Consider the following 25,049-nt stretch of genomic DNA (forward strand, 5'->3'; position numbering starts at 1 on the left):
TTTTTTCGTTTTTACAGGCTCACTTCTTCTCATTGTTAATCACTACGCCATTTTATAACATTCACTAGAATCAAAAACTGAAATCTAATTTGAAATAAAACACATAGCTACGTAATATGGAGGTTATTGGCTGTAAATACCGTTAACGTGGTACTTACAATTGACTTGATAATGATCCATTTTGCGACTGCCTTACTATCATTGTTAAAAGAGTTTGCCAAAACTAACAAAATGCAGCCCAGCATGATGCTTTATCAATGCTCATACCCATAACAATAGGTGCAGATTGAATTTACCTTTATCCAAAACGTTGAGAGCATGCTTGTTCATTTGGGTTTTATTTACCTCAATGTCGGCTTCCGTTTTTGCCTTCACTCCCCAGAACGATAACCACTTACTGTCTTTTGAACAGTTTGAAGCCTCTAATGAGTTGAACCAAAATTCAGTCACAAAATTATTCATGGATAAAGCCGGCATGCTGTGGGTGGGTACCCAAGATGGTCTGCACAGTTACAACGGCATTCAATTTGATGTTTTTCTAAATGACAGCAACAACCCGAATAGTATCGTAGGTAATTACATCACAGATATACTGCAGTCCGCTGATGATAATTTATGGGTTGCTACCTACTCCCAAGGGCTAAGCCGTTTAGACCTTACAACAGGCCAATTTACCAATTATGGTGTCGAACAGGGCTTAGCGGATTTACGGGTGTCAAAAATCACCCTCATTGGTGACTATTTATGGATCGGTACTAAAACGGGTTTATACACTTTATCGCTCAAATCCAACAAAATAACCAGAATCAGCCTCAGTAATAATGTGGAACCGCACATTACCAGTGTTGCAAATGTTGATGATAAATACATTTTCGTTGGCACAGAAAAAAGCGGCACTTTTGCTATTGATAGCAACACCATTATTCGACTCGATATCCCGTCTGAATTAAGAGTAAACAGTATTCAGAATAACAAACTTGATGGCTCAGTTTGGTTAGCCATTGAGAACAAACTTATCCGATACGATTTAGAGACCCATGCTAAAACAACAATCTGGGTTAATGAACAGCCGACAATATTTAATGAAATAAAAGATTTCGTCATTAGTAGCAGTAGCCAAGTTTGGGCAATTGGGGCTAATTCTGGCTTAACTCAACTGGATTACATCGATAATCAATGGCGCAGTAGAGTCCATAAATATGACCCTAACAGCCGTAAATCCATTAGTGAGAATAACTTGCAGAGCATCATGCTCGCCCATGATGGTACTCTGTGGCTCGGCACGCGTTATTCAGGCATTAACAAGCTCAACCTGAATCAAATCTATTTCAATCATATATACGAAATGCATCCGTCAAAGCCGAAAATGGCCAATATGATCCGTGCTATTTTTCGAGATAAACAACAACGCTTATGGATAGGAACTGAAAGCGCTGGCCTTAAGAGCTTTGATGAACAACAAGGCCAATTTTATTACTACAATGATTTATTTGCTAAAGCGCTCAACCTTAATGAAAATGAGCTAAGCCTAACTGTTCATGCTATCACCCAAACTCAAGATGGTAATTTATGGTTTGGCACTAGCCATGGCTTAGCAAGATTAAGCACTGACCAGCAATTAACCTTTCTCCCAGCATTTGACCATTTAATACCAAATACTCTACATATCCGTAGTTTAGCCTTAGATGACCAGCAACGCCTGTGGATAGGTAGTAACAACGGCTTGTATTTCGTTTTACCGGGTGAAGGTGTATTACATCAGTATCAGTTTGATTTCCAACCTGACTACTCTCCGAATAAACAAACGATTCTGTCACTTAAATATCATAATGACAGCTTATGGATAGGCACCATGGCGGGCTTAGTGCGCTTAAAGCCAGACCAACAGCAATTGACCTTAAAAATGCGTCAACCCGCAGATGACACCACCTTAAGTGATAACAGAATTAGAGATTTTATTGTCACCAGTGATGATCAATTTCTGATGGCAACTCATAGCGGTGTCGATAAAATTATTGAAACAGCAGATGGCTCTATCCATTTCCAAGCCCTAAATGAACAAATAAAACAGCATACGATTTATGCCATTCTTGAAGATGACAATCACGACTTATGGCTTAGTACAAATTCAGGACTGATCCGCCTAGCAGGCCATGACTTAACCACTTTTAATGAATTTGATGGCGTACAGGCCAATGAGTTTAACGGTGGTGTTAAATTTAAAGATCCTGATGGAGAATTATGGTTTGGCGGCATTAACGGCCTAAACCAGTTCATGCCAGAAAATGTGCCAGCCATTAGGCCAGATACCAAGTTAGCACTCACCAGTTATAGCTTTGGTGAAGAACGTCATCAATTATATGATCTCATGTCTCCCCCAGAGCTATTAATGCCGTATGAGGACAAAATCATTCGGTTTGATGTCAGTGCATTAGAGTTTAATTACCCTGGATTCCACCAGTTTAGCTATAAACTGCTTGGTCAAAATGACAACTGGGTCGATTTACATCAAACCAATGAGATTGCCTTTTCCAATCTTGCACCTAAAGATTATGAGCTATTAGTTCGTTTTACGTTAACAGACAACAACTATCAACAAACCCCATTAAGTATTAAGTTTACTGTTGTTCCACCTTTATATCTCAGTAAAGGCGCCTACGTCATCTATGGTATTGCCATCATGTTGATATTGACCTTTATCGTTTACTTAAAACAACTCAAACGTGAAAAGCAACGTGAGTTTGAAATGAGTATTCGCGCCTCTGAAGAGCGACTTAAACTCGCACTTTGGGCTTCAGGCGATGGCATGTGGGATTGGAACATTCGCGAAAATAAAGTCTATCGCACCGATATGGTTCCGCCATTAATGCTAGGCGACGAAACCCAGGCATTGATTAATAACATCCATCCAGAAGATAAAGTCAGAGTCGCCAAAATTCTCAATCAGCATTTAGACGGCGAAATTGAGTTTTTTGAAGCAGAATACCGAGTCGAGAAACAACCTGGAAAATGGGTTTGGTTGATTGATCGCGGAAAAGTCGTTGAGTGGGACCAACAAGAACGTCCAGTCAGAATGGCCGGTACCCATAAAGATATCACGGTCAGAAAAGAAACCGAGAACGAGCTTAAACTGTCTACTCAAGTACTGCACAGTATGAATGAGGCGGTAGTCGTCGGTGAACTAGATTATCGAGTTCGTACAGTCAATCCTGCGTTTAGCCGTATCACAGGCTTTGATCATGACGCCATTGCAGGTAAACACTTTTTGTATTTGGCTCATGGCAAACGTTCTAGAGAATTTTACCATAATGTTGAATTACAACTGCTGCGCAAAAAGCACTGGGCCGGTGAAATTAACATCCGCACCAAAGATAAAAAAGGCATTCTCGCTTGGCTTGAAATCAACCAAGTCATCGATAATAAAGGGGAAACCAGTCACTTTGTAGCTGTGTTCACCGATATAACATCGCGTAAAAAAGCCGAAGAAGATCTACGGATTTTAGCTAACTTTGATCCGTTAACGGGTTTACCAAACCGAACCCTATTCCAGGACAGATTAAATCAAGCAATCACCAAAGCACATCGTTCTAAGTCGATTGTGGCGCTGCTATTCCTTGATTTAGACCGCTTTAAACATATCAATGACTCTATGGGTCATCACGTGGGTGATTTACTATTAAAAGCCGTGGCATCAAGACTACAGAACGCCATTCGCGATGGTGATACTGTAGCCCGTTTAGGTGGTGATGAATTTACCATTATTCTTGAAGGTGTCGCCAAACTCAAAGCTGCCACCATCATTGCAGAAAAAGTACTTAATGCCTTTAAAGCACCCTTTTTATTAGATGGTAAAAACATGACTGTGTCTCCATCGATTGGGATTAGCCTGTTCCCCAATGATGCAGATGACAGCACCTCGTTAATTAAGTATGCCGATACAGCCATGTATCACGCTAAATCTTTGGGGCGTAATAACTTCCAATTCTACACCGAAGAGTTAAACCAATACGCAACACGCCACGTTGAACTCGAAGCAGGGCTTAAAGAAGCGATTCAAAATAATGAGCTTTATTTAGTCTATCAACCTAAATACGATATCAAAACCAAGCGCATTTTAGGTGTCGAAGCTCTACTGCGCTGGAATAGTCCGACTCTAGGCTTTATCTCACCTGTGGAGTTTATACCGCTTGCAGAAGAAACAGGGATGATTAATGCCATTGGTCACTGGGCAATTGATGAAGCATGTAACCAGCTAGCTAGTTGGCATCAATTAGGTTTCGACGATATTTCGGTTGCGGTGAACTTATCAGCAAGGCAGCTTAAAGCAGATATTATTTCAACCATTGAAGTGGCATTAGCGGTATCTGGCCTACCAGCAAGTGCCTTAGAGCTTGAGCTAACAGAGTCGATGATTATGGGTAATCCACAAGATTCTGTGAAAGTATTATCACAGTTAAAAGCCTTGGGGCTTACTATTGCCATTGATGATTTTGGTACTGGCTATTCAAGCTTAAGTTATTTAAAACGTTTCCCTATCGATACCCTTAAAGTCGATAGAGAATTCGTCCGTGATATTATTGAAGATCCCGATGATGCCGCAATTACCAGCGCAATCATTACCCTCGCCCACAGTTTAGAGCTCAATGTTGTCGCTGAAGGTGTTGAAACTCAAGAGCAGCTCGACTTCTTAAAATATGAAGGCTGCGATCAAGTGCAGGGTTTCCTATTAAGTAAGCCGCTAACAGCTGTTGATTGCTTAGAGAAATTAAAGCAAGATAAGCTTGAAAAAAGTACGGATATCGTCAGCGAGCAATAAGCCATAATGAGATAAGAATTCATTAGTGCCTATTGCCATGATTCGTCTTTGAATACGCACAATAAAAAACGACCTCCTAAATAACGTTATCAATATAACGTAAGGAGGCCGCATTTTTGTTAAGCCAAGAGCTAGCTATTCGCGACTCAAGCTCTGCTAATAATGACCTTGTAACTAATTATGGTGCAACACGCTCAACGCGTTTAACCCAACCTTCAGGGCCTTCAAGTTGGCCATTTTGTAACTCAGTGAAAATTTGGTAAATACGTTTAATACTCGGGCCTACTTCGCCGTCACCAACAGTAACAACACGGCCATCTTCAAAGATATATGATCCTACAGGCGATACTACCGCTGCGGTGCCAAAGCCGCCAGCTTCAACAATTTCACCCGCTTCAATATCAGCGATGAACTTATCAAGCATGATCGTTTCTTGGCGAACTTCACAACCTAAGATATGCCCAAGTTCAAGCATTGATTGAGACGTAATAGACTTAAGGATCGTGTCGGTGAAGGTTGGAATAACAACCGTACCGTCTTTTAACACATGGAAATGGTTCATCGCGCCCACTTCTTCAATCTGCTGGTTGTTAGCGTCAAGGTATAACACCTGCGCTGCACCATACTCGGCTGCCGCTTGGCCTGCACGTAAAGACGCTGCGTAGTTACCTGCGGCTTTAGATGCGCCAGTACCACCAGAAACCGCGCGATGGAATTTTTTACTGATAAGCAAACGAATCGCTTTGCTCACGCCATCGGCATAATAAGCACCACTTGGGCTTAAAATGACACAGAAGGTGAAATTCAAGCTCGGGCTAACCGACAATCTATCTTCTGTTGCAAAAATAAATGGACGAATATATAAACATGCACCGTCTTGCATCGGGAACCATAAACGGTCCACATCGATTAATGCATTAATTGCTTCAAGTTGTTTATCTTCATCAAGGTTAGGAATACATAAGATGTCTGCAGAGGTGTTTAAGCGTTCGGCATTTTTATTTAATCTAAAAGTATAGATTTCACCATCGTCATGCATAAAGGCTTTAGCGCCTTCAAAAATTGATTGTCCGTAATGCAGTGAAATTGCACCAGGGGCAATTTCAAAAGGAGCATACGGTTCGATGCGAGGGTCGCACCATTGGCCATCTCGATAGTCCATTAAAAACATATGATCAGTTCTGAGATTACCAAAGCCAACATTACCTTCAGGTTGAAATTGCTCAGTACGGCGTGACGATTTTAAATTATATTTGATGTCCATTTGATACCACCTTGAAAACAGAGATTGCAGACTATGAATCATCAGTTGCAATGTCAAGCAAATGGACAATGTGGAGTAAATTTAACCGTCAATTGAAGTGCACAATAATCAATATCGTATTAAAGACAGGGAATAAATTGAATAACGCTAAAAAGGTTTCCCTGAACAATCCCCCAACAAAAGTAAATTGTTGCAGTCTGAATACAAAAAACAGGGCAAATAAACCAGTGGATGATAAAAGCTTAGAAAATAGTAGTAAAAGTGGTACTTTTTTTAACCACTTAACAGATTTGTCTATTCCTTAAACCCCAGTCACTGCTAGAATCAGCATTCCATCCAGAAACTATTAGGACTCCCGATATGAGCCTTGAATTATTGTCCCAACTGGAAGCCAAAATCCAGGCTACTCTTGAAAATGCTGAGCTACTAAAAATGGAGCTTGAAGAAGAGAAGCAAAAGAATGTTCAGTTGACTGAGTCTAATCAACAACTGCAACAAGACCTAAACTCATGGAACGACAAAGTAAACGGTCTTGTTGGTTTGCTTAACAGCGAAAGCTAAACGGCACTTGCTTCATGGTGCTGAGCTGCAAGTAGCTCATTAAGTTCTGAAACAGCCTGCTTCACTTTTGGCAGGCTTTTTTTCGGCATAACAAAACGGCCACGATTAAATTCAATACAACCTAAATCTTTAACCCAAATCACTCCTGTCACAAAAATTCTAGCGTGTTTTACAATGAGCTTTGGTGCATAAACCGGGAAACGTCTCATGAGAACTCCTAAGCTTGGTTGTTATCTTTATTGGCTTATATTGGACAGTATAAAGCCCTTCAGAGTTTCATTAAATTAAACATTTTTTATCTAAATTTCTATGAAATAACCCACACTATTTCCATTAAATCATCGATATTTAAAAACAACACAAAAATGACGCTTGCCATTTTTTTGACGCTTTGATAGAGTAACCACGTTACTCAGGGTAAATAAAGAGCCAATTGGCTCATCACCGTATCGTTTTAAAATCCTATTTTTAAAACCTACGGTTTTTTTTTGCTTTTTTTCAGCACATTACACACTCTTCATGAATAATGCCTCAATAAAAAAGGAGCCGTTATAGGCTCCTTTCGTTAGCTGGTTATCGACGATTAACGCGCCAATAAAATACCGACTACTTATCTTTAGACGTTAAGTAGTAAGCAATCTCTAATAACTCATCGTAAGACTTGATTGAACCCGTCTCAACACGGTATTTACCGTTAACGACTAACGCTGGTACACCTGATAATTTAGCATTCTCAGTGTCACGCTTCATTTTAGACATTTGTGCATTCACCATAAATGAATTTGCAGCCGCATCGAAATCTTTACCATCAACACCGTTGGCGATAAATAGCATACGGATGTCTTTTAGGCTGGTGAAACGTTGTTTGGTGTCATGAATCGCAACGAAAATGGCATGTTCAATTTTCTTTTCAACGTTTAACTGATGAGCAATAGCAAATGCACGTGACATTTCAGTACCCATTTCACGGCCAATAAACTCAACGTGCGCTTGGTTGAATGTCACACCTTCTGGCAAAGTAGATTCAATTTTTGGTACCACTGTTTTTGAAAAGTTATAACAGTGACCACAGAAGAATGAGAAAAACTCGGTGATTTCAGGCTTAGATGTTGCTGGGCCTTCGTTAATCACGGTGTAATGCACACCTTCTTTATAATCTGCAGCAGTTGCAGCCATTGGGGCTAAAAGTAGTGCTGCTGCCATTAATAGTGCTTTTTTCATTTTGCTTCCTTTAGTGTGCAATCTTTAAAATATATTGTTTACAATAAAATATTTAAAACTTGCCATCTGTTTTATGCCATTAGCGATATAGCCAATATGCATAGCTAAATTTATAATTTCTTAAACCGTATCATAATGTAGGTTATCTTCGTATCTCAAGACCTTATCAAGATCATTTGTAACAATCTACAATTGAATCTTAGAAGCCTAATATCCCATCAAACTCAAAGGGGCTTCATCTAACGCAGCTAACTGCTCTTTAAATGCCAACGTTTGTTGTTCCCAGTATTTGATATCACCAAACCACGGAAAGTTCATTGGAAATGCAGGATCTTGCCATCTTTTAGTTAGCCAAGCGTTGTAATGCAGCATTCTTAAGGCGCGCAAAGGCTCAACGAGCTTAAGCTCACGTTGGTCAAAATCATAAAATTCCTGATAGCCTTCCAGTAACACATCTAACTGTAATAAGCGTTGCTGTCGGTCACCTGTCAGCATCATCCAAATATCTTGCACAGCAGGACCTTGGCGCGCATCATCTAAATCAACAAAACCTGGACCATCTGGGGTCCACAAAATATTACTGGCATGAAGATCCCCATGCAGACGAATCGTAGGAAACGAATGGGCTGAAATAATGCCCTTGGCTTTATCCAGTACTTGTTCAGCAACAGTAAAAAATTGTTGGCTAATCCCTTCTGAAACTTGTCCAGAATCTTGTAAAAAGGCCAGCGCATCATCTCCCAGTATTTTGCTTGAAAGTGGCTCTCGATATTGAAAAGGCTGCTTACTCGCATATTGATGAATGCGGCCAATAAAACGTCCGACAGATTCAAGTTGATCTAAATTATCGACTTCAAATGCACGGCCACCAATAGACGGAAACAAAGTAAATTTATAACCTTGATAATGGTGCAATGTTTTGCCATTAATGATTGATGGCACAGCGATAGGGATATCTTCTGCAGCCAGCGCTAATGCATAATCATGTTCTTCTTGAATTTGCGCCTCACTCCAACGATGTGGACGATAGAACTTCACCACATAACGATTACCGCGATCACATCGAAACTGGTAAACACGGTTTTCGTAACTATTGAGCGCTAACAAACCGGTTTCAGGGAATACACCAAGGCTTTCAATCGCATCGAGGATTAAATCAGGGGTAAGCGCCTGGTAATGAAACGATGCATCCTGCTGGTTTGGCGTGAGTGTGACCTGCGGGACTGACTCTTCTATGCGATTACTCATAAATCGTCCTTTGCCTTATTTGATGCATCTTGTGCTGTACATATTGATGAATTCGGAGACGTTATCAGCGGCACGAGCAAAGTCATTAGATACTCTAGCACTTCCAAATCAGCTTGGGTCTCTGTGGATATCCAACAAATATCACCGTAAAACTCATAGTTTAGCCATAGCTGACTACCTTCAAAATTTAGTAGCCATTGGTGGCGGTCTGCGCCCCATTGGCGCTCACGCACCTCACAATCTAACGCCAAAGCTAAAGGGTCAGCAAACGCCTCGAACCGTTCAAAATCAATATTGGCAGAGATCAAGATACTCAATGCTTCGTCATCTAATTGGGCATTTTTAATTGCCACTGAATTTGGCGCTTTTTTCTCAAATGAACCTGAGTTCATAATCTTCCTTAAGTGTGCTGGTAAACTGATTTATTGGGCTGATTTACATGCGCCCATTGGCGACTAATGACTATCAATACCGTAACCATTATACAAATAACGATAACTAACTATTATACAAGTAATGATAATTAACTACTGCAAGACATGATTAAACCTTGTCCCCATTGCGGAGGTCGCTCAGCATAATGTTGTTTATCTGTATGCTCTGCATAAGGGGTTGTCAGTAATTGATGCAGCTCAACGAGCTTACTATTATCACCTTCTTCGACCGCCACAATGGCCTCTTGAGCTAAATAATTTCGTAAAATGTACTTTGGATTAACGCTATTTCGGTCTGTTTGCCATGCGGCTATCTCGACCATCTTGCCATTATTACCTGCAACAACGCGTTGTTGGTAATCTTTAAACCAAGTATCAAATTGAGGTCGGTCAATAATGTCATCAGCAATATTAGGATTATTACACCCAATATCTAGCTGACCAAGTGCACGAAAAGTATGGGTATAGTCCAACATATTATGTTGCATAACCGCGCAAAATCGGCCAATAAAGTCTAAATCAGCTTTATTTTGTGCTGCCTGTAACTCTGCTAATTTCGATGTACTTTTATCCACTGTGTTTACAGCTAAATCACCGAGTCCAAGACCCATTTTAGCCCGCATCAGTAATAAATATTGCTGCACTAATTCCGCTTGATAAGTATTAAGCGCTGCAACGAGGTCATCGGATTCTATCACCGGGGTTAATGCTTGCGCCAAACGCTGCAGATTCCAAAGGCCAATACCAGGCTGCTGGCCAAAGGCATAACGCCCTTCCGGATCAGAGTGGTTGCAAATAAAGTCTTCTTTAAAGGTGTCTAAAAAAGCAAACGGACCAAAGTCAAAACTGTCACCAAGAATCGACATATTGTCGGTATTCAGCACCCCATGAGCAAAACCAACGGCTTGCCAATGTCCAATTAACACCGCTGTATCTTTAACAACTTGAGTAAACCAGGCTTTGTAACCTTGATAGTCCTGAGATAAATGCGGGTAATGCTGAGCAATGGTAAAGTTAAGCAGCTTGATTAATTTATCCTTACCACCTTCATTGCTATGGCAAAAATACTCAAAATGACCAAATCGAATATGAGTTTTAGCTAATCTAACTGTAATCGCTGCGGTTTCTTGCGACTCTCGCCATACAGGTAAATCTGAACCGATAACGGCGAGAGCCCGAGTTGTCGGCACCGACAGCGCCGCCAATGCTTCTGAGGCTAAAAACTCTCGCACCGCCGAACGCATTACTGCTCTACCATCACCATGACGGGAGTATGGTGTTGGCCCTGCACCTTTTAGTGCCACATCCCAAGCAAGGCTATGTTCACCTGTTGGCTTGGTTGTGAATGCTTCTCCAAGAATAATTGAACGACCATCACCTAAACGAGGAGAATAGCCACCAAACTGATGACCACTATAAACCTGGGCATAATAACTGGCACCGGGCACGGCATGATTCGCTGACAACTGCATTAGCAGCTCATCATTAGGCTCTGATAACCCGATGAGTTTTGCTGCATCATCACTCCATGCTAACCAGTGTGGATTACTGATCGGCAAAGGGTAAACTTGCGAATAAAACCCTTCTAGTTGCTCAAAAAAATCTTGTTTAAACTGCATTAAGCCTTTCCCTAGGGCAGCCTATTTACAGATAACGACATTATCGTCATTAACTTCACATAGCTGCTCACATTGATATCCTTTCTCGATGGCGACTGGAATCGCAGTCGCATTTTCAAGGGCGCTATTGTCCATTGCAACATAGCTTTTACCGCTTAGACGTAACATGCCGTCCCCTTTTAACTGACATTGTTCAAGGGTGTCATAATAACCAGCTATATAATCTGTGTTTATTGGGTTTTGAGGCTTTTGGGCTTCGTCTGCATAATAAAATAGTGTCCATTCAGGTGTGCGTAAACACCCTGCCAGACTGACTAAACCCAAACAAAAAACTATCTTAATTAGTATCTTGGAATTCATAAAACCCTCTTTAGTCTTTCTTTAAATAAATATGCCATCCCGATTCAAATAACCGCCATGATGTCATCATTACTCATGGGGGATTCAAATGCGCCCTATAATGGCAACATAGTCCGGTTTGTCTATACAAATCAGTATTTTTTGCCAATAAAAAAGCGAACCTGAGTCCGCTTTATAATCATCAACATGAATTTAATGAGTCATGTGTTAGTTAAGCATTGAATTAGTCACCTGCTTTAGATTTTGCTTTTTCAATACGGTTAATTCGACCTTCAAAGCCAGTGACAGTTCCGTCGCTTAATTGATAAGTCATTGCTTGCTGGCACACTGCAATGGCTTTATCAAACTGTTTGGTGTCATTAAGCATAGTTGAAAGCTGCATAAAGCCTGGGCCTTTTTCATCAGCTGCAATCTTATTATCTTGCTGGTATTGCTCAAAAGTAGATAAATAAATATCTGTCAATTGCGCTCCGTACTGACAATACTCAGCTTGTTTACGCAATTTATAACTGTGGCCAATAATGTTCAATAAGCTCTGATGTTGGACTGCTGTATTAGCATTCACATCATGCTTCGCCACTAAACCAGTGAACACTTCACCAGCCCAAGCGCCTGCCGTAGGCAGAGCCAGATCATTTGTGGCTGGCTCTGGCTGCGTTTCGAGTGTAGTTTCTGCTTCTGCTGTGACAGCTTCAGGCTCAGATGTAGTTTCAGCTTCAACCTCAGCAGCTGGCTCCGCTTGAATAACGGGCACGGCTTGAGTAACGGCCTCTTCGACTTTTGGCTCTGGCCCTGGCTCTGGCTCTGGCTCTGGCTCTGGCTCTGGCTCTGGCTCTGGCACAGCATCCACTTTTTCAGCTTCTGCAACCACAGTATCAGCTTCGCCTTCAATGACACTGGTTGGCTCCTGTTCGGTTTCTGTCGACTCTGGCTGCTCAAGCTCTTGTTTAGCCACATTTTGAGTTCGACGATACAAATAGACGCCTAACAACACTAATAAAACAATTACGATAATTTTCATTGATAACACCATGCCTGTGTCATGAATTATGAATTTAAAATAGCTTTTATAAAAAGGTCAAAGCGTATTCAAGCGAGTATATTTCTACGCTGCATTTTTAAACAGCTATATAGGTATTAATAAGCTATTGTGTGGTCATAAATCAAGTATTTATCCCGCTTTTGTGCCTTTAAACATGATAACTGGGGATAAATTCAAATTTTTACTTTTTTGTGCTTTAGCTCAAGCTTATTATCACCTAAATTGAACTCCTAATATGATGCTCGTTACACTAGCCATACCCGAGTAAATTACTAAGGTATTTATCTATGTCAGCCACTCCACTTCTCTCTGGTCAATTGTTGTTTGAACTGAATACGATGACTGCTATGGCAAAAATATATTGTCGCGCTCATCATCAGCAAGAACACAAAAAAACCTTATGCGCTGAATGCACAGAGCTACTGCAATATGCAGAAACCAGGCTCGACCGTTGTCCTTATGGTCAAGATAAACCGACCTGTAATAAATGCCCTGTGCATTGTTATAAACCGCACATGAAACAAAAAGTCAAAGAAATCATGATTTACTCAGGCCCGCGTATGTTAATTCCCCATCCCATCATGTCGATTAAACATTTATTGGCAGAAAGAAAGCCTGCGCCAGGTAAACCACCTGAGGGTGTATCTAATCGACATATAAGAAAGCAAAAATTAACTTAGGGTACTGGTTGAAATAGTCGCTTACAGGTATTATCACTCTACTTTGAAAAGGGGTAATTCATCGAACTCGGATCTTTTTTTGCGCAAGCTTACATATGGTTATCATTACTCAGTGGCATTCATTGCTTAGGAGTGGGCTTATATGTACGTTATATCTATGCCAATAACGATCCTGCAACCACTCAAAGTAATCGTCTTCTTGGTGCATTATTCATCTTAATTGCGCTCTTTTTTGCTACTGGTGCTATCCCACGAGACAGTGTGCAATATCAGATGCACTTTGTGCTTACCCTCATGGTGCCATTTTATTTTCTATTGATGCCACTACTGTACTCGTACTGTAAATCGAGCCTGCAAATAAAGGTTTCAGAGCTCAATAGTAGTAAACATCTACTGCCCACCTTTATTTCCATGCTGGTGATTGTGTTAGCTGTGTCTTTTAATATCGGTATCGATCCAAACGCATCTCGCCAATCAGTCGCAACGGTCAGTGAACTCAGTCATATCAATATGATTGCCCTGATCATGCCTGGATTCATCATTTTACAGAGTGCTGTTTACTTTACGCTTATCTTTAAAACCCTCAGAAAACACAGAAAGCGGTTTAAGCTAGCAAACCAACAAACCTTAAAAGACATTCGATTTCGTTGGCTGCTAATTCTAACCTGTGGAATATTACTTAACTGGGTATTACGCCTTATCATGTTATTAGTACCGTTTTATTTTGGCGATACCGTTTCAGTACTGGCGCATACCATTGCTAGATTATCTCTATTATTGACTGTCTATGTATTTGCACTTTACGGGTTACACCAAATTACCCGCGCGGCTTATCTTCGCGGAACCACAAATTTGAGTAATGAAGCCAGTACAAAACCACAAAAAGCCAGCGAGCAGCTACTTAATTCAGAAGAGTTGAACTACTTACAGACAATAATGAACGACGAAAATACGACAGAAAAGCGAGTCCATTAATATAATAAAAAAGGAAAGGATCTCCATGACACTATCCAGCACAACCTTACGCCGTATTGGCATGTTCACGCTAATGGGCTTATCAACTCAAGTCTATGCTAATCAAGCTAATAAAATTACTATCGACGACTTTTTTGATATCGGCATAATGAAACAAGTCCGTTTCAGTCCCAATGCTAAACACGCTATTTGGGTCGAAAGCCGCTGGGATAAAGAGCTCGATAAAGCGCAAGCTGACTTATGGAAAGTTGACACCAAAACACGTCAAGCTCAACGTCTCACTTTTAGTAACGAAAATGAATCAAGCCCGGTATGGAGTGCAGATGGGCAATATATTTATTTCCTCAGCAAACGCACTGATACCAGTGAAAAAGCGCCATTCAATGGTAAAAATCAAGTCTTTAGAATGACCGCAAACGGTAATGACATTCAGCCTCTCACCAAAGAGGTTAAAGGTGTTAACGCATTTCAAATAAGCCAAGATGGCAAAAACCTGTACTTTATCGGCAATAAAACCGTTGAAGAAACAGACCAATGGAGCGCCATGCGAAACAGCCATAGTGCACCAGAGTATGGTCACGGCTCGCACGATTCCAATCCATTACATGTTCTGGACTTAGAACACTATAAGCAAAAAACACTGATTGATGACGGTAAAGTCGTGTGGCAATTTAGCGTCAATCAAGACCAATCAAAAATTGCCCGAATTACCACAGAAGATAATGAATTAGTCAAACTTGAAGGCTGGTCAGATATCGACATCTTTGATATCAGCAATCAGAAGCATCAAGTATTGCAAGACACTCAATGGCGCCAACAAGCCCCATCACCATATGGCTGGTTGCTCGGGTTATCATGGCATGAAGACAATCATAACCTGGCATTTAGAATCGATTTTGACGGTCACCCAGGTAAGTTGTTCATCGCAGATATTAACGCTAACAACACGAAAATAACTGAGTTAACTCGCCCAGATAAAGTCACCTTAAATGGCGACGATCTTAAATGGCGCCCCGACAGTGATGAGATTTGTTATCGCGGTGCAATCGAAGCCAAAGTTAAAATTTACTGCACTGAGTTTGACAATGTTCAACAGCAAGAAACTCGCAGTGTCATCGGTGCTGATACTGTCGTTGGCAGTTATGACTTTAGCCAGTCTGGTAAGAAGGTTGCGCTAAGCCATAATGGCTTAACCCATTTCAGTGATTTATTCATTGCTGATGCCAACAATCGCCGCGCTAAAATTAAGCGTATTAGCGATATCAACTCTCAAGTCAGCCAATGGCAATTACCTCAAATTTCGATAGTAAAATGGACCGCACCAGATGGCAGTGATGTTGAAGGTATTCTAGAACTTCCCCATGGCTACACCAAAACACAAGGTCGTTTACCCTTAGTCGTGCAAATTCATGGTGGACCGACTGCTGCCACCCCTTATGCACTGCAACACCGTTCCTATGGGCGCAGCACTTTTTCTGCTGATGGCTGGGCTATTTTGTCGCCAAACTATCGTGGTTCCACTGGCTATGGCGATAAGTTCTTAACCGAATTAGTCGGTCGTGAACACGATATTGAAGTCAACGATATTCTTGCTGGCGTCGATTACCTAATCGCAGAAGGCATTGTTGATGAAGATAAAATGGCTGTGATGGGCTGGAGTAATGGCGGCTATTTAACGAATGCTTTAATTAGCACAACTGATCGCTTTAAAGCCGCGAGCTCTGGTGCTGGGGTGTTCGATCAACGTTTACAGTGGATGCTAGAAGATACACCCGGTCATGTGGTTAACTTTATGGAAGGACTACCTTGGGAAAAGCCAGAAGCATACTCCCATGGCTCATCATTGACCAAAGCTAATAATATCACCACGCCTACTCTTATTCACATTGGCGAAAACGATCAACGCGTGCCAGTTGGCCATGCACAAGGGCTATATCGTGCCTTAAGGCACTATTTAAATGTACCTGTAGAATTAGTGGTCTACCCAGGAGAAGGCCACGGCCTGAACCATTATCAGCACCGTAAAGCAAAAATGGAGTGGGACAAAAAGTGGTTTGATTATTATGTCTTAGGTATAGAAGACTAAGCAAAACTCAAACTAATCAATTGTCATCATTTCGACCTAAAGATTAACAACTCCTAGTGAGTCAGCCTGAACAATAGCTGTCATTAGGCGTTTTAGTTTTGTGCTTCCGGCTCTGGCTTTGTTATGCTGCTAGTCTGAATTGATTATCGACTTTTTAGTCATTGAGCATCAACCGTGTTACCGCTCAAGGATTCAAGTTGCTGTTAGCATGTGCTAGCTAATGGTTCAGCCTAAGTTGAGCCCTGCTTTCCCTTACTTGTAGGAGTAAATATGAAAAACATATTATCACTGTTGTCCGTCACCTTCGTCTTAATAGGACTGACTTTTTCAAATTTTGCACATGCTGATAAATATGCCAAAACAGTGGAAGACTTTAGAAAAGCCCCTGAAGTACAGAATTTTTTTCAAAATGCTTATGGTTATGCCATTTATCCAACCGTGGGTAAAGGCGGCATTGGTATTGGCGCAGCGTATGGCGCGGGTCGAGTGTACAAAGGCGGGATCCATACTGGCGACTCCACCCTATCGCAACTGTCTATCGGCTTTCAGTTAGGTGGCCAAGCTTACAGCGAAATTATATTTTTTAAGAATAAAGCCGCCTACGATGATTTTACTAGCGGTACCTTTGAATTCAGTGCACAAGCATCAGCTGTTGCCATTACCGTTGGCGCGAACGCGCAAGTGGGCTCAACGGGCAATTCAGCCGCGGCAGGTAATGCGGGTAACCGCACCGCAGCCAAAGCTAATTACATGAACGGCATGGCCATTTTTACTGCCGCAAAAGGTGGACTAATGTATGAAGCAGCCATTGCAGGACAAGCCTTTAGCTTTGATGCTAAATAGTTCTTTATAAAAGAAAAGAAAACCAACCCAATAAAAAGGCTGCTGTTGCAGCCTTTTTTACACTCATTTTAAAACATAATCTGATAAACAGTTACTTTCACTACAATCATAAGCAGACAAATCAAACTATCATTGATAAACCTGCTCTAATGCATTTTGTTGTATTACAGGTGTTGGATTAGCAACCGCTAACAAACTTCTGGACAGAAACGCGTTAGACTTTTAACTCTATTCTGTGAGTTTCAGATTATAATTTCTATGACTTAACGCCCATATTAAGCGGACTATAATAGTTGGTTATAATGTGGAGCGAAGCGGAACCTAACCAACTGTTTTAGTTCCGTTTAAATTGCCTTGTTAGGTGTATTTTATTTCGAATTCACCCAGTGTATTCTTCACTTTGAAGATGTCTGCTCCAATAACAAAAACTCGGTACCTTGGATCGTTAGCTGTATTGTAAGCAGGGATATCATTCCTTATCGATTGTATTTCGAAGCCAGCAAGCTTATCGACCAGCTCAAAGGCTTGGCTCTCAAGTTTAAAAAAACCAACCAAGTGCAAATGTTCAAGGTTTAATATGAGGTCGTAAAAATACTTGCAAGCTTCACTTTCAGATTTTGATGTATAAAGAGGCTCCGAATCTACACCTCGTTCTGAATAAAAGACTGACCACTTCCCTGCAACTTTATCCAAACAATATGCATCACTTTGGCGAGACAAAACAGCAAAGCTATTTTGTGTACACCCTTCAGACAATAATTTATCGGCTAACTCTGATACAAACATTTATACACCTAACGCCCAAATAAGGGGCTGATAATAGTTTGCTAAAATAGTGTAGCGAAGCGAAACCGAGCAAACTGTTAGCAGTCCCGCTTAATTTTCTTGTTAGGTTTCAACTACATCCAATCGTGGGCTATTGTCATACCCCCAATAAAGAAAATAAAAAAAGCACAGATTACGTTAGGGAAATGCAATAGATGAACTAAACTAGCCTTCGGGTATTTAAGGAAGCTATATACAACCGAGATAACTCCTAAAAAAATAATAAACAGAAATATATATGAAGAAAAACTACTATCTCCGGTTTCCGTATAACCCGAAATAAATACAGCGAAGAATGAAGCTAGAACAAAGATTAATCCGTGAGCTGAACTTAAAACTCTTTCTCTAACATTTAAGCTACCGCTAGAAAACCAATAAACAAGTGATGCAATTACTGGAATAAAAAGAAAAATGTATACTTGCGACAAGGCGCTTAGTTGATATGACGACATGCTCATCCTTGAAACCTAACAGCTTATTCAATAGCAGCACAATAATGTTCCAGGCTGCTCAATTCAAACTTCAAAGATACCATCGCTAAGTCATTGTTGTAAATCGAATATTCCCCTTAAACTCTTAAGCAATGCTCATAATACTGCCGGAGAAAGAATGCGTTTTTGTTTACTAGGTCTATACAACACTTTAAAAAGTTCCGCTGTAGATTGATATTTATGGGTTTTCTTGAATGTTATAAAATTATCGATGCGTAAAAAGCTCATTTTACGCATCCTTTGGCGCCAGAATTATCTCAATTTGGAGAAAATCAGTTATACCTGTATGGCAATCAGTCATTTGGACGACAAGTAAGGCGGTGATAATCGATTAGAAATAGTAAGGTTATGCTGATTATCCCATTGCTAGCACCAACTCATTTCGGGGCATAAACGAGTTACCAGCACCAACTTTATACTTCATTTACATTGACTAAATTTCAGTAGTCCATGACTGTAATTTAACCCATTGCCTGCCGCAGGCTATCGTGCAAGCACGACTGTGACACGCAGCAAGTTCGTCCCTGAAAGCTCGGCCATGACGTCCATGTCATGGACGGTCACAGCCGTGCTTACACCGGAATTTTCATTTCTTCGATTTAACTTTATTCGTGACAATTTAAAAAGCTAAATTACTCAAGTTGCGTGGGTGCTTTTGATCTTCTTTGAATGTTCAATTTGAAATGAGGTAAGTAAGAAAATTGCGTGAGTCCAGACAAGGATGTCTGGCTAGCTTTCGAGGGGAAGGGACGCCCCATCGTAAGCGTTAGTGATTTTTGTAGCTTGCCGAAACGGACTCAAAATGAAGTTTAAAGCTGGATCATTCTCCGTTGGAAATTTTGCTGTTTAAATTTCGCCGGAGCGGCAAGCGATATCGAAAAGGGAAATGCTGTTGTTTCCCTTTCGTCTGGTGTGGGCGAAGCGCCACGACCTTGATTAAGATCTTGATTTAGATTTTGATTTAGATTTTGATTTAGATTTTGATTTAAATTCGATTCAAATAAAATCATTAGCTGGCTAAAGCTGCTAAATCGTTTTGGGGCCTAAGCTTGTTAGGGATTTAAGAAAACTCAGCATATTTATTATTGTTAAGCTACTCGTTATCCAGCTCTCGTCCCTCTGAATAATCAACTCACTCTTGAGCTTTTATTAGAAAATGCCAGTAAGTTCGTATCAAATAAAAAACCTCTTCCCACACAAAGCAAGAAGAGGTTTTACTGCCTTTCGGCAGGAGTATCAAAATCGACTTTTAAGTCACGATTTTCGCGTGTTTTAGCTGCCTATGATGTCATTTATGCAGGCTTATGCTTTAAGCAACGGTTACTCATGACCCCAAGGCGTTGGCGGAAGTGCCACTGGCTTAGTTAAGTCAAAATCGACTCTAAAATCACGGTTTTCGCGTGTTAGACGATAAGTAAACGTCTCAGGTTCAATATACATGTGCCACACGTTAGTCACCGAAGCTGTTAAACCATTTTCGCTAAAGTTATCAATCGACTCTTGGTCAACAGGAAATGATTGTTGTGTTGCAGTGCCCATATCTGCAGTATCACCGCCGTACATAGTCACTTTGTCTTCAGTGCCATCTTCATGGCGATGATCATGCTTTAAACGCAAGCCAGTCTCTGTTTTAGTAATAACCCAGGTACGCGAGTGATCATCACCTACATGAAATGGGATTTTAAGTTCTGTATCGCTGCATTCACGAACATGCATAACCAATGCTTTGTTGCTGAATGCTGAGTCAGCTTCATTGCCTGCGGTCACTTCACCTGCGAACGCTTTACCGCAATGGGCAGCAATGGCATCAAAATATTGATGTTGCGGGTTTTCTTTAGGGGCATGAGCCATAGCCATCGCAGGCACCATGCTGCTGATTACACCAGCGACCAATATTTTTTTCATTATTATTCCTTTTGGTATCGATCAATTAACTTTTATTAACACACCACAGTAACAGTGATTGTTTAATTTAACCTGAAAAAAAACCGTCTGCAAAGACGGTTTTTATATGAGACTCATGACTAGCTATCAGGCTTTATTTCGCTTTAGCTGGCCGTTTACCTTGCTTATGGCTGGAGTTAGCGCCATTGTTAGCCCCTTTTGATGGGCCTGAACTTTTAGATCCGAATGGCTTTTTCTTTTGCGACCATCCCGTTTTTGCTTTGCCCGCAGTGTTATCTTTGCCTTGACCTTCACCAGCAGCTTTGGCTTTATTCGCAGCTGTTGGCTTTTTACCTGATGACTTTCTATCATCAAACTGATTACCCGAGAAGCGAGTGAAAGCTTTTTTACTGCCATCATTCTTACCGCCACCTTTACCATTTCGATAACTTTGACGTTCATTGCGCGACTCTGGCGGTACGATATGCTGCACGCCATTACCAATTAAGTGCTCTTTGCCCATAGCAACCAGCGCTTCACGAATAAGCGGCCAACCTGCAGGGTCGTGATAACGCAGCAACGCTTTATGTAAGCGACGTTGGCGACCCTTTTTAGGCACGGTGACTTCTTCACTGGTATGTTTTACGTTTTTGAGCGAGTTCAGCTCAGTATGATAAATCGTAGTGGCATTCGCCATTGGCGATGGATAAAAGTTTTGTACTTGATCAAGCTTGAATTTTTCTGATTTCAGCCAAAGCGCCAAGTTCAACATATCTTCATCAGTTGTACCTGGGTGCGCCGAGATAAAATACGGGATCAGGTACTGTTTTTTACCCGCTTCTTTCGAGTAAAAATCAAATAACTCTTTGAATTTATGATAACTGCCCATACCCGGCTTCATCATCTTACTTAATGGGCCATCTTCGGTATGCTCTGGAGCAATTTTTAAATAACCACCCACATGATGTTTGGCTAACTCTTTAACGTAGCGCGGATCTTCAGTGGCTAAATCGTAACGCACACCAGATGCAATTAAGACCTTTTTAATCCCAGGGACATCACGAGCTGCGCGGTATAAATCAATGGTGTGTTTATGGTCTGTACCTAAATGACCGCAAATACTCGGATAAACACAAGATAAACGACGACACGTGGTTTCAGCCTTAACACTGGTACAGCCCAAACGATACATGTTGGCTGTAGGGCCGCCTAAGTCAGAAATAACCCCGGTAAAACCTGGCACTTTTTCTTGAATATCTTTGATTTCTTTGATGATTGACTCTTGCGAGCGGCTTTGAATAATCCGTCCTTCATGCTCTGTAATAGAACAGAATGAACAGCCACCAAAACAACCTCGCATAATGTTAATCGAGGTTTTAATCATGTCATAAGCTGGAATGACCGCTTTACCATAACTTGGATGCGGCACACGCTGATACGGTAAATCAAATACCGCATCCATTTCATCAGTATTTAATGGCCATGCTGGCGGGTTTACCCATACTGAGCGGTTGCCTTGAGCTTGGAATAATGCCCGAGCACAGCCTGGGTTTTGCTCTTGATGTAAAATACGCGAAGCATGGGCATACAAAAATTTATCGTCAGCCACCTTTTCATATGCTGGCAGCAACACATAGGTTTTTTCCCATGGCTTTGGTCTTGCAGGCTGGACACTGATGGCTTTAGGCGCATCATTGTCAAAAATTTTCTTATCAGTTGGGCCTGATAATTTTTCACAACCCACATCATCTGCGCCATAAGGGTTAGGGATAGGATCAATTTTATGCAGTTGGTCGAGCTTGCGAGAATCCATGCCTTTCCAGCCCGGCAATGGCTCGTGTCGAATGACGGCTGTACCACGGATATCGTGTAAATCGGCCATTTTCTCGCCGTTAGCAATGCGATGAGCCACTTCCACCAGCGGACGCTCGGCATTACCGTAAATCAAGATATCGGCTTTGGCATCAAAGATGACACTACGACGCACTTTATCAGACCAATAATCATAATGGGCGATACGGCGTAAGCTTGCCTCAATACCACCAATTACCACTGGCACTTCTTTAAAGGCTTCTTTACAGCGCTGGGTGTAAACAGTCACTGCGCGATCTGGACGTTTACCGCCTTCATCATTTGGGGTGTAAGCATCATCACTGCGAATACGGCGATCGGCAGTGTAACGGTTAATCATCGAGTCCATGTTGCCTGCGGTAACACCGAAAAATAAATTCGGGCGGCCTAGCTTCATAAAGTCGTTTTTATTCGACCAGTCAGGCTGACAAATAATACCTACACGGAAACCTTGGGCTTCGAGCATACGACCAATAACAGCCATACCAAAGCTTGGATGGTCGACATAAGCGTCGCCGCTGACAATGATAATGTCACAACTATCCCAACCAAGTTGATCCATCTCTTTTCGAGACATAGGAAGAAACGGCGCCGTGCCATAGCATTCGGCCCAGTATCTTGGGTAATTAAATAACGTGGATTCAACTTGCATGAGATTTGCCTACATTAAAACATCATCAATCTGGTGAGTTGCACTACATCAAGTTTAGTTCAACTCACCCAACTTTTTTCTGGAGGCGGAGTATAGCAGTTACGCCACAGCAAGTGTGACTAAAAAAACACCAATTATGGTGTTTTTGTTGTTTTAGGATAATAATATAACCTTATTAAAAACAATGACTTTATAAATTTTGCTGCTTAACTATCTTATAAACCGATAAAAAAACCAATATTTACAATCGCTAAGCCGATAGTCACCACCCAAGTCAGTAAAACACCCCAGATCCGTCCAAAATGCACGCCGCCTTTACCTGCTGTCAGTCCGATAGCATGTAATAACCGCGCCACAATCCAAACCGTACCAAAACAATGTAATAGTGCCGCAGACAAACCGTTATATTCTGCCAGCAAGAACAAAATCAGCACCATAGGTGCGTTTTCAAGTAGGTTCTCGTGTACTCGTTTTGCTAAGGCTAAATCGCTATTGCCACCAGTGCCGATACCGACTTTGTTAAGTCGTCTTTGTTTAATCACTCGTATCGATAGCCCAATGGCTAATAACGCTGTGATACTTGCGTAAAAGCCTGAAATCATCAATGACATGTTCGATATTTCCTTATTGTTATTTTTTACAGCATAAAGCCATTTAGTGACTACAATGGAGTATTCATTCTATACAGATTGAGCCAAAATGGAATTATCACATTTTTAACAAAGATTTGATGATTTGAAGGTATTCAGCCACCCCCATTTCGGTTACTATTCGCGCCAATGACCCACTACCGATGTTAACTAGAGTGACCAACGCCAAATGAACGATGACAACTTCATTGAAAAACGCAGATTTATCATAAGATTAGGCAAAGCGCTGCACAAGTTTGGTACCCCAGCTTATCGGTTAGAATCTCATCTTCAAACCGTGTCTTCTACACTGGGAATTGAGGGTTATTTTTTAATATCGCCAACCTCTATGACATTCGTACTCCAACATGACACCGAGCAAGAATATAATCATGTTGCGCGAGTGAAACCTGGCGACTTGGATTTAGGCTCTTTGGCACGTACGTTCGATTTAGTTGAAGAACTCAGCACGGGTCAACGCACACTGTCTGAAGCATTAGACCGATTAGAAGAAATCAGCAATAAACCTAATCCATATGGTCATGGACTTACCCTAATGTCATTTGGCATTAGTGCGGGTGCTTTTGCCATGCTGATGGATACCAGCTGGAATGACGTATTTTGGTCAGGCATGCTCGGATTACTTGTTTACGGTTTGGTTTTTTGGGCTGAAAGATCTAAGCGTGTTGCAGAAATGCTCGAACCGTTAGCTGCGGTTGTTTGTGCAATTTTAACCTGCGGCATTGCTGCTGTGATTGACCCCAGCATCAATATTCCGGTGGTGATTTTATCTGGCATCATTATTTTTGTGCCCGGTTTAGCGTTAACACTCGGTCTTGCTGAGCTTGCTGCTCGCGATTTAATATCAGGAACCGCGCGCATCATGGATGCGATAATGCTGTTATTTAAACTGTATTTTGGCGCCGTCCTTGGGATGACACTGGGTAAAGTAATGTTCGGCGAATCGGTATATATTGAACCAGACGCCTTGCCTCGCTACGCCTCTTGGGCGGCTGTGCCGCTATTATCAATGGCATTAGTTATCATCTTTAAAGCCCGCATAAAAGATTCACCATGGGGCATTTGCGCTGGTATCGTGGCGTATTTTTCAGCCATGTTAGGTGGCCTTTATTTAGGCGAATCTATTGGTATTTTCGTCGGTGCATTGGCTGTTGGCATATACTCAAACCTTTATGCTCGTTGGATGAAAGCGCCAGTTTCTATCGCCCTGCTTCAAGGTATCGTTATCTTAGTGCCCGGAAGTAAAACCTATATAGGCTTAAATACGATGATTTCGGGTGAAACCATGCTGGATCAAGCGCATATTGGCACCCAAGTCTTCTTAATTTTCATGTCCTTGATCGCAGGGCTGATTTTTGCCAACGTTATCGTGCCACCGAGAAGAAGCTTGTAACTTAACGGTTAGCGCTTGATCATTAAGGGAGCATTTAGCTCCCTTTTTTGTCTTCTAAATATGAGCAATGACTCTTATCGCTTTACAGAGGTTGTCAAAAATCTCAATTTTAATGTAAAAAATCAGCGAAATTATAAATACCCGCCATACTTGT

The 25,049-nt window shown here is 41.3% G+C and carries 19 protein-coding genes; 7 read left to right on the plus strand and 12 right to left on the minus strand.

The features are described from left to right. Positions 1 to 349 precede the first annotated feature (349 nt). Positions 350 to 4,816, plus strand: a complete 4,467-nt coding sequence (locus tag L2737_RS16660) for an EAL domain-containing protein (protein WP_248956467.1) — start codon at positions 350 to 352, stop codon at positions 4,814 to 4,816. Between the two features lie 178 nt (positions 4,817 to 4,994). Here the strand turns inward: L2737_RS16660 and L2737_RS16665 are convergent, their stop codons facing one another. Further along, positions 4,995 to 6,080, minus strand: a complete 1,086-nt coding sequence (locus L2737_RS16665) for a branched-chain amino acid aminotransferase (protein WP_229372224.1) — start codon at positions 6,078 to 6,080, stop codon at positions 4,995 to 4,997. Between the two features lie 360 nt (positions 6,081 to 6,440). On the opposite strand from L2737_RS16665, the gene zapB reads away from it, so the two are divergent. After that, positions 6,441 to 6,641 (plus strand): cell division protein ZapB, encoded by a 201-nt coding sequence (gene zapB, locus L2737_RS16670; protein WP_102529567.1) that lies wholly within the window; start codon positions 6,441 to 6,443, stop codon positions 6,639 to 6,641. On the opposite strand, the gene L2737_RS16675 is transcribed toward zapB, so the two are convergent. The 7 genes from L2737_RS16675 to L2737_RS16705 all read right to left on the minus strand — a co-directional run bounded on the left by L2737_RS16675 (position 6,638) and on the right by L2737_RS16705 (position 12,544). Beyond that, positions 6,638 to 6,850, minus strand: a complete 213-nt coding sequence (locus L2737_RS16675; RefSeq protein WP_102529568.1) for a DUF1107 family protein — start codon at positions 6,848 to 6,850, stop codon at positions 6,638 to 6,640. The genes zapB and L2737_RS16675 overlap by 4 nt on opposite strands. 397 nt (positions 6,851 to 7,247) lie before the next feature. Then, the gene (locus L2737_RS16680; protein ID WP_102529569.1) at positions 7,248 to 7,862 is read right to left on the minus strand and encodes a thiol:disulfide interchange protein DsbA/DsbL; all 615 of its coding nucleotides are present in this window, start codon (positions 7,860 to 7,862) and stop codon (positions 7,248 to 7,250) included. Between the two features lie 207 nt (positions 7,863 to 8,069). Continuing rightward, the gene (locus tag L2737_RS16685; protein WP_229372226.1) at positions 8,070 to 9,110 is read right to left on the minus strand and encodes a serine/threonine protein kinase; all 1,041 of its coding nucleotides are present in this window, start codon (positions 9,108 to 9,110) and stop codon (positions 8,070 to 8,072) included. After that, positions 9,107 to 9,502 carry a DUF3630 family protein gene (locus L2737_RS16690; protein WP_248956469.1) on the minus strand — a complete coding sequence of 132 codons (396 nt, stop codon included), beginning with the start codon at positions 9,500 to 9,502 and terminating at the stop codon, positions 9,107 to 9,109. The genes L2737_RS16685 and L2737_RS16690 overlap by 4 nt, the downstream gene beginning before the upstream one ends. A 131-nt stretch (positions 9,503 to 9,633) precedes the next feature. Next, complete coding sequence (locus L2737_RS16695; protein WP_248956470.1) at positions 9,634 to 11,163, minus strand: protein adenylyltransferase SelO; 1,530 nt, start codon at positions 11,161 to 11,163, stop codon at positions 9,634 to 9,636. A 21-nt stretch (positions 11,164 to 11,184) separates the two neighbouring features. Then, positions 11,185 to 11,523 (minus strand): hypothetical protein, encoded by a 339-nt coding sequence (locus L2737_RS16700; RefSeq protein WP_102529573.1) that lies wholly within the window; start codon positions 11,521 to 11,523, stop codon positions 11,185 to 11,187. A 223-nt stretch (positions 11,524 to 11,746) separates the two neighbouring features. Further along, a complete protein-coding gene (locus L2737_RS16705) occupies positions 11,747 to 12,544 on the minus strand; it encodes a hypothetical protein (protein ID WP_248956471.1) in 798 nt (265 codons plus the stop codon). A 308-nt stretch (positions 12,545 to 12,852) separates the two neighbouring features. Here L2737_RS16705 and L2737_RS16710 point away from each other — a divergent pair, with 308 nt between their 5' ends. From L2737_RS16710 to L2737_RS16725, 4 genes are all read left to right on the plus strand, one after another. Then, positions 12,853 to 13,245 carry a nitrous oxide-stimulated promoter family protein gene (locus L2737_RS16710; RefSeq protein ID WP_248956473.1) on the plus strand — a complete coding sequence of 131 codons (393 nt, stop codon included), beginning with the start codon at positions 12,853 to 12,855 and terminating at the stop codon, positions 13,243 to 13,245. Between the two features lie 132 nt (positions 13,246 to 13,377). Further along, positions 13,378 to 14,220, plus strand: coding sequence for a hypothetical protein (locus L2737_RS16715; protein WP_102529576.1), 843 nt, complete (start codon positions 13,378 to 13,380; stop codon positions 14,218 to 14,220). Positions 14,221 to 14,281: 61 nt separating this feature from the next. Further along, positions 14,282 to 16,306 carry a S9 family peptidase gene (locus L2737_RS16720; RefSeq protein WP_248956560.1) on the plus strand — a complete coding sequence of 675 codons (2,025 nt, stop codon included), beginning with the start codon at positions 14,282 to 14,284 and terminating at the stop codon, positions 16,304 to 16,306. A 270-nt stretch (positions 16,307 to 16,576) separates the two neighbouring features. After that, positions 16,577 to 17,149, plus strand: a complete 573-nt coding sequence (locus L2737_RS16725) for a YSC84-related protein (protein ID WP_229372243.1) — start codon at positions 16,577 to 16,579, stop codon at positions 17,147 to 17,149. 357 nt (positions 17,150 to 17,506) lie between these two features. Here the strand turns inward: L2737_RS16725 and L2737_RS16730 are convergent, their stop codons facing one another. The 4 genes from L2737_RS16730 to L2737_RS16745 all read right to left on the minus strand — a co-directional run bounded on the left by L2737_RS16730 (position 17,507) and on the right by L2737_RS16745 (position 23,463). Further along, positions 17,507 to 17,935 carry an SPOR domain-containing protein gene (locus L2737_RS16730; protein WP_248956474.1) on the minus strand — a complete coding sequence of 143 codons (429 nt, stop codon included), beginning with the start codon at positions 17,933 to 17,935 and terminating at the stop codon, positions 17,507 to 17,509. Positions 17,936 to 19,785: 1,850 nt separating this feature from the next. Continuing rightward, entirely contained in the window at positions 19,786 to 20,334 is a 549-nt protein-coding gene (locus L2737_RS16735) for a hypothetical protein (RefSeq protein WP_248956561.1), read from the minus strand. Positions 20,335 to 20,503: 169 nt separating this feature from the next. Continuing rightward, positions 20,504 to 22,852, minus strand: a complete 2,349-nt coding sequence (locus L2737_RS16740; protein WP_229372098.1) for a YgiQ family radical SAM protein — start codon at positions 22,850 to 22,852, stop codon at positions 20,504 to 20,506. Positions 22,853 to 23,067: 215 nt separating this feature from the next. Further along, positions 23,068 to 23,463, minus strand: a complete 396-nt coding sequence (locus L2737_RS16745) for an MAPEG family protein (protein ID WP_102527648.1) — start codon at positions 23,461 to 23,463, stop codon at positions 23,068 to 23,070. A gap of 208 nt (positions 23,464 to 23,671) precedes the next feature. Between L2737_RS16745 and L2737_RS16750 the strand changes: the two genes are divergently transcribed. Then, on the plus strand, positions 23,672 to 24,895 hold the full coding sequence (locus L2737_RS16750; protein ID WP_102527649.1) for a threonine/serine exporter family protein: 1,224 nt from the start codon (positions 23,672 to 23,674) through the stop codon (positions 24,893 to 24,895). Positions 24,896 to 25,049 lie beyond the last annotated feature (154 nt).

It is taken from the genome of Shewanella electrodiphila (genome assembly GCF_023283985.1).
GTDB lineage: Bacteria > Pseudomonadota > Gammaproteobacteria > Enterobacterales > Shewanellaceae > Shewanella > Shewanella electrodiphila.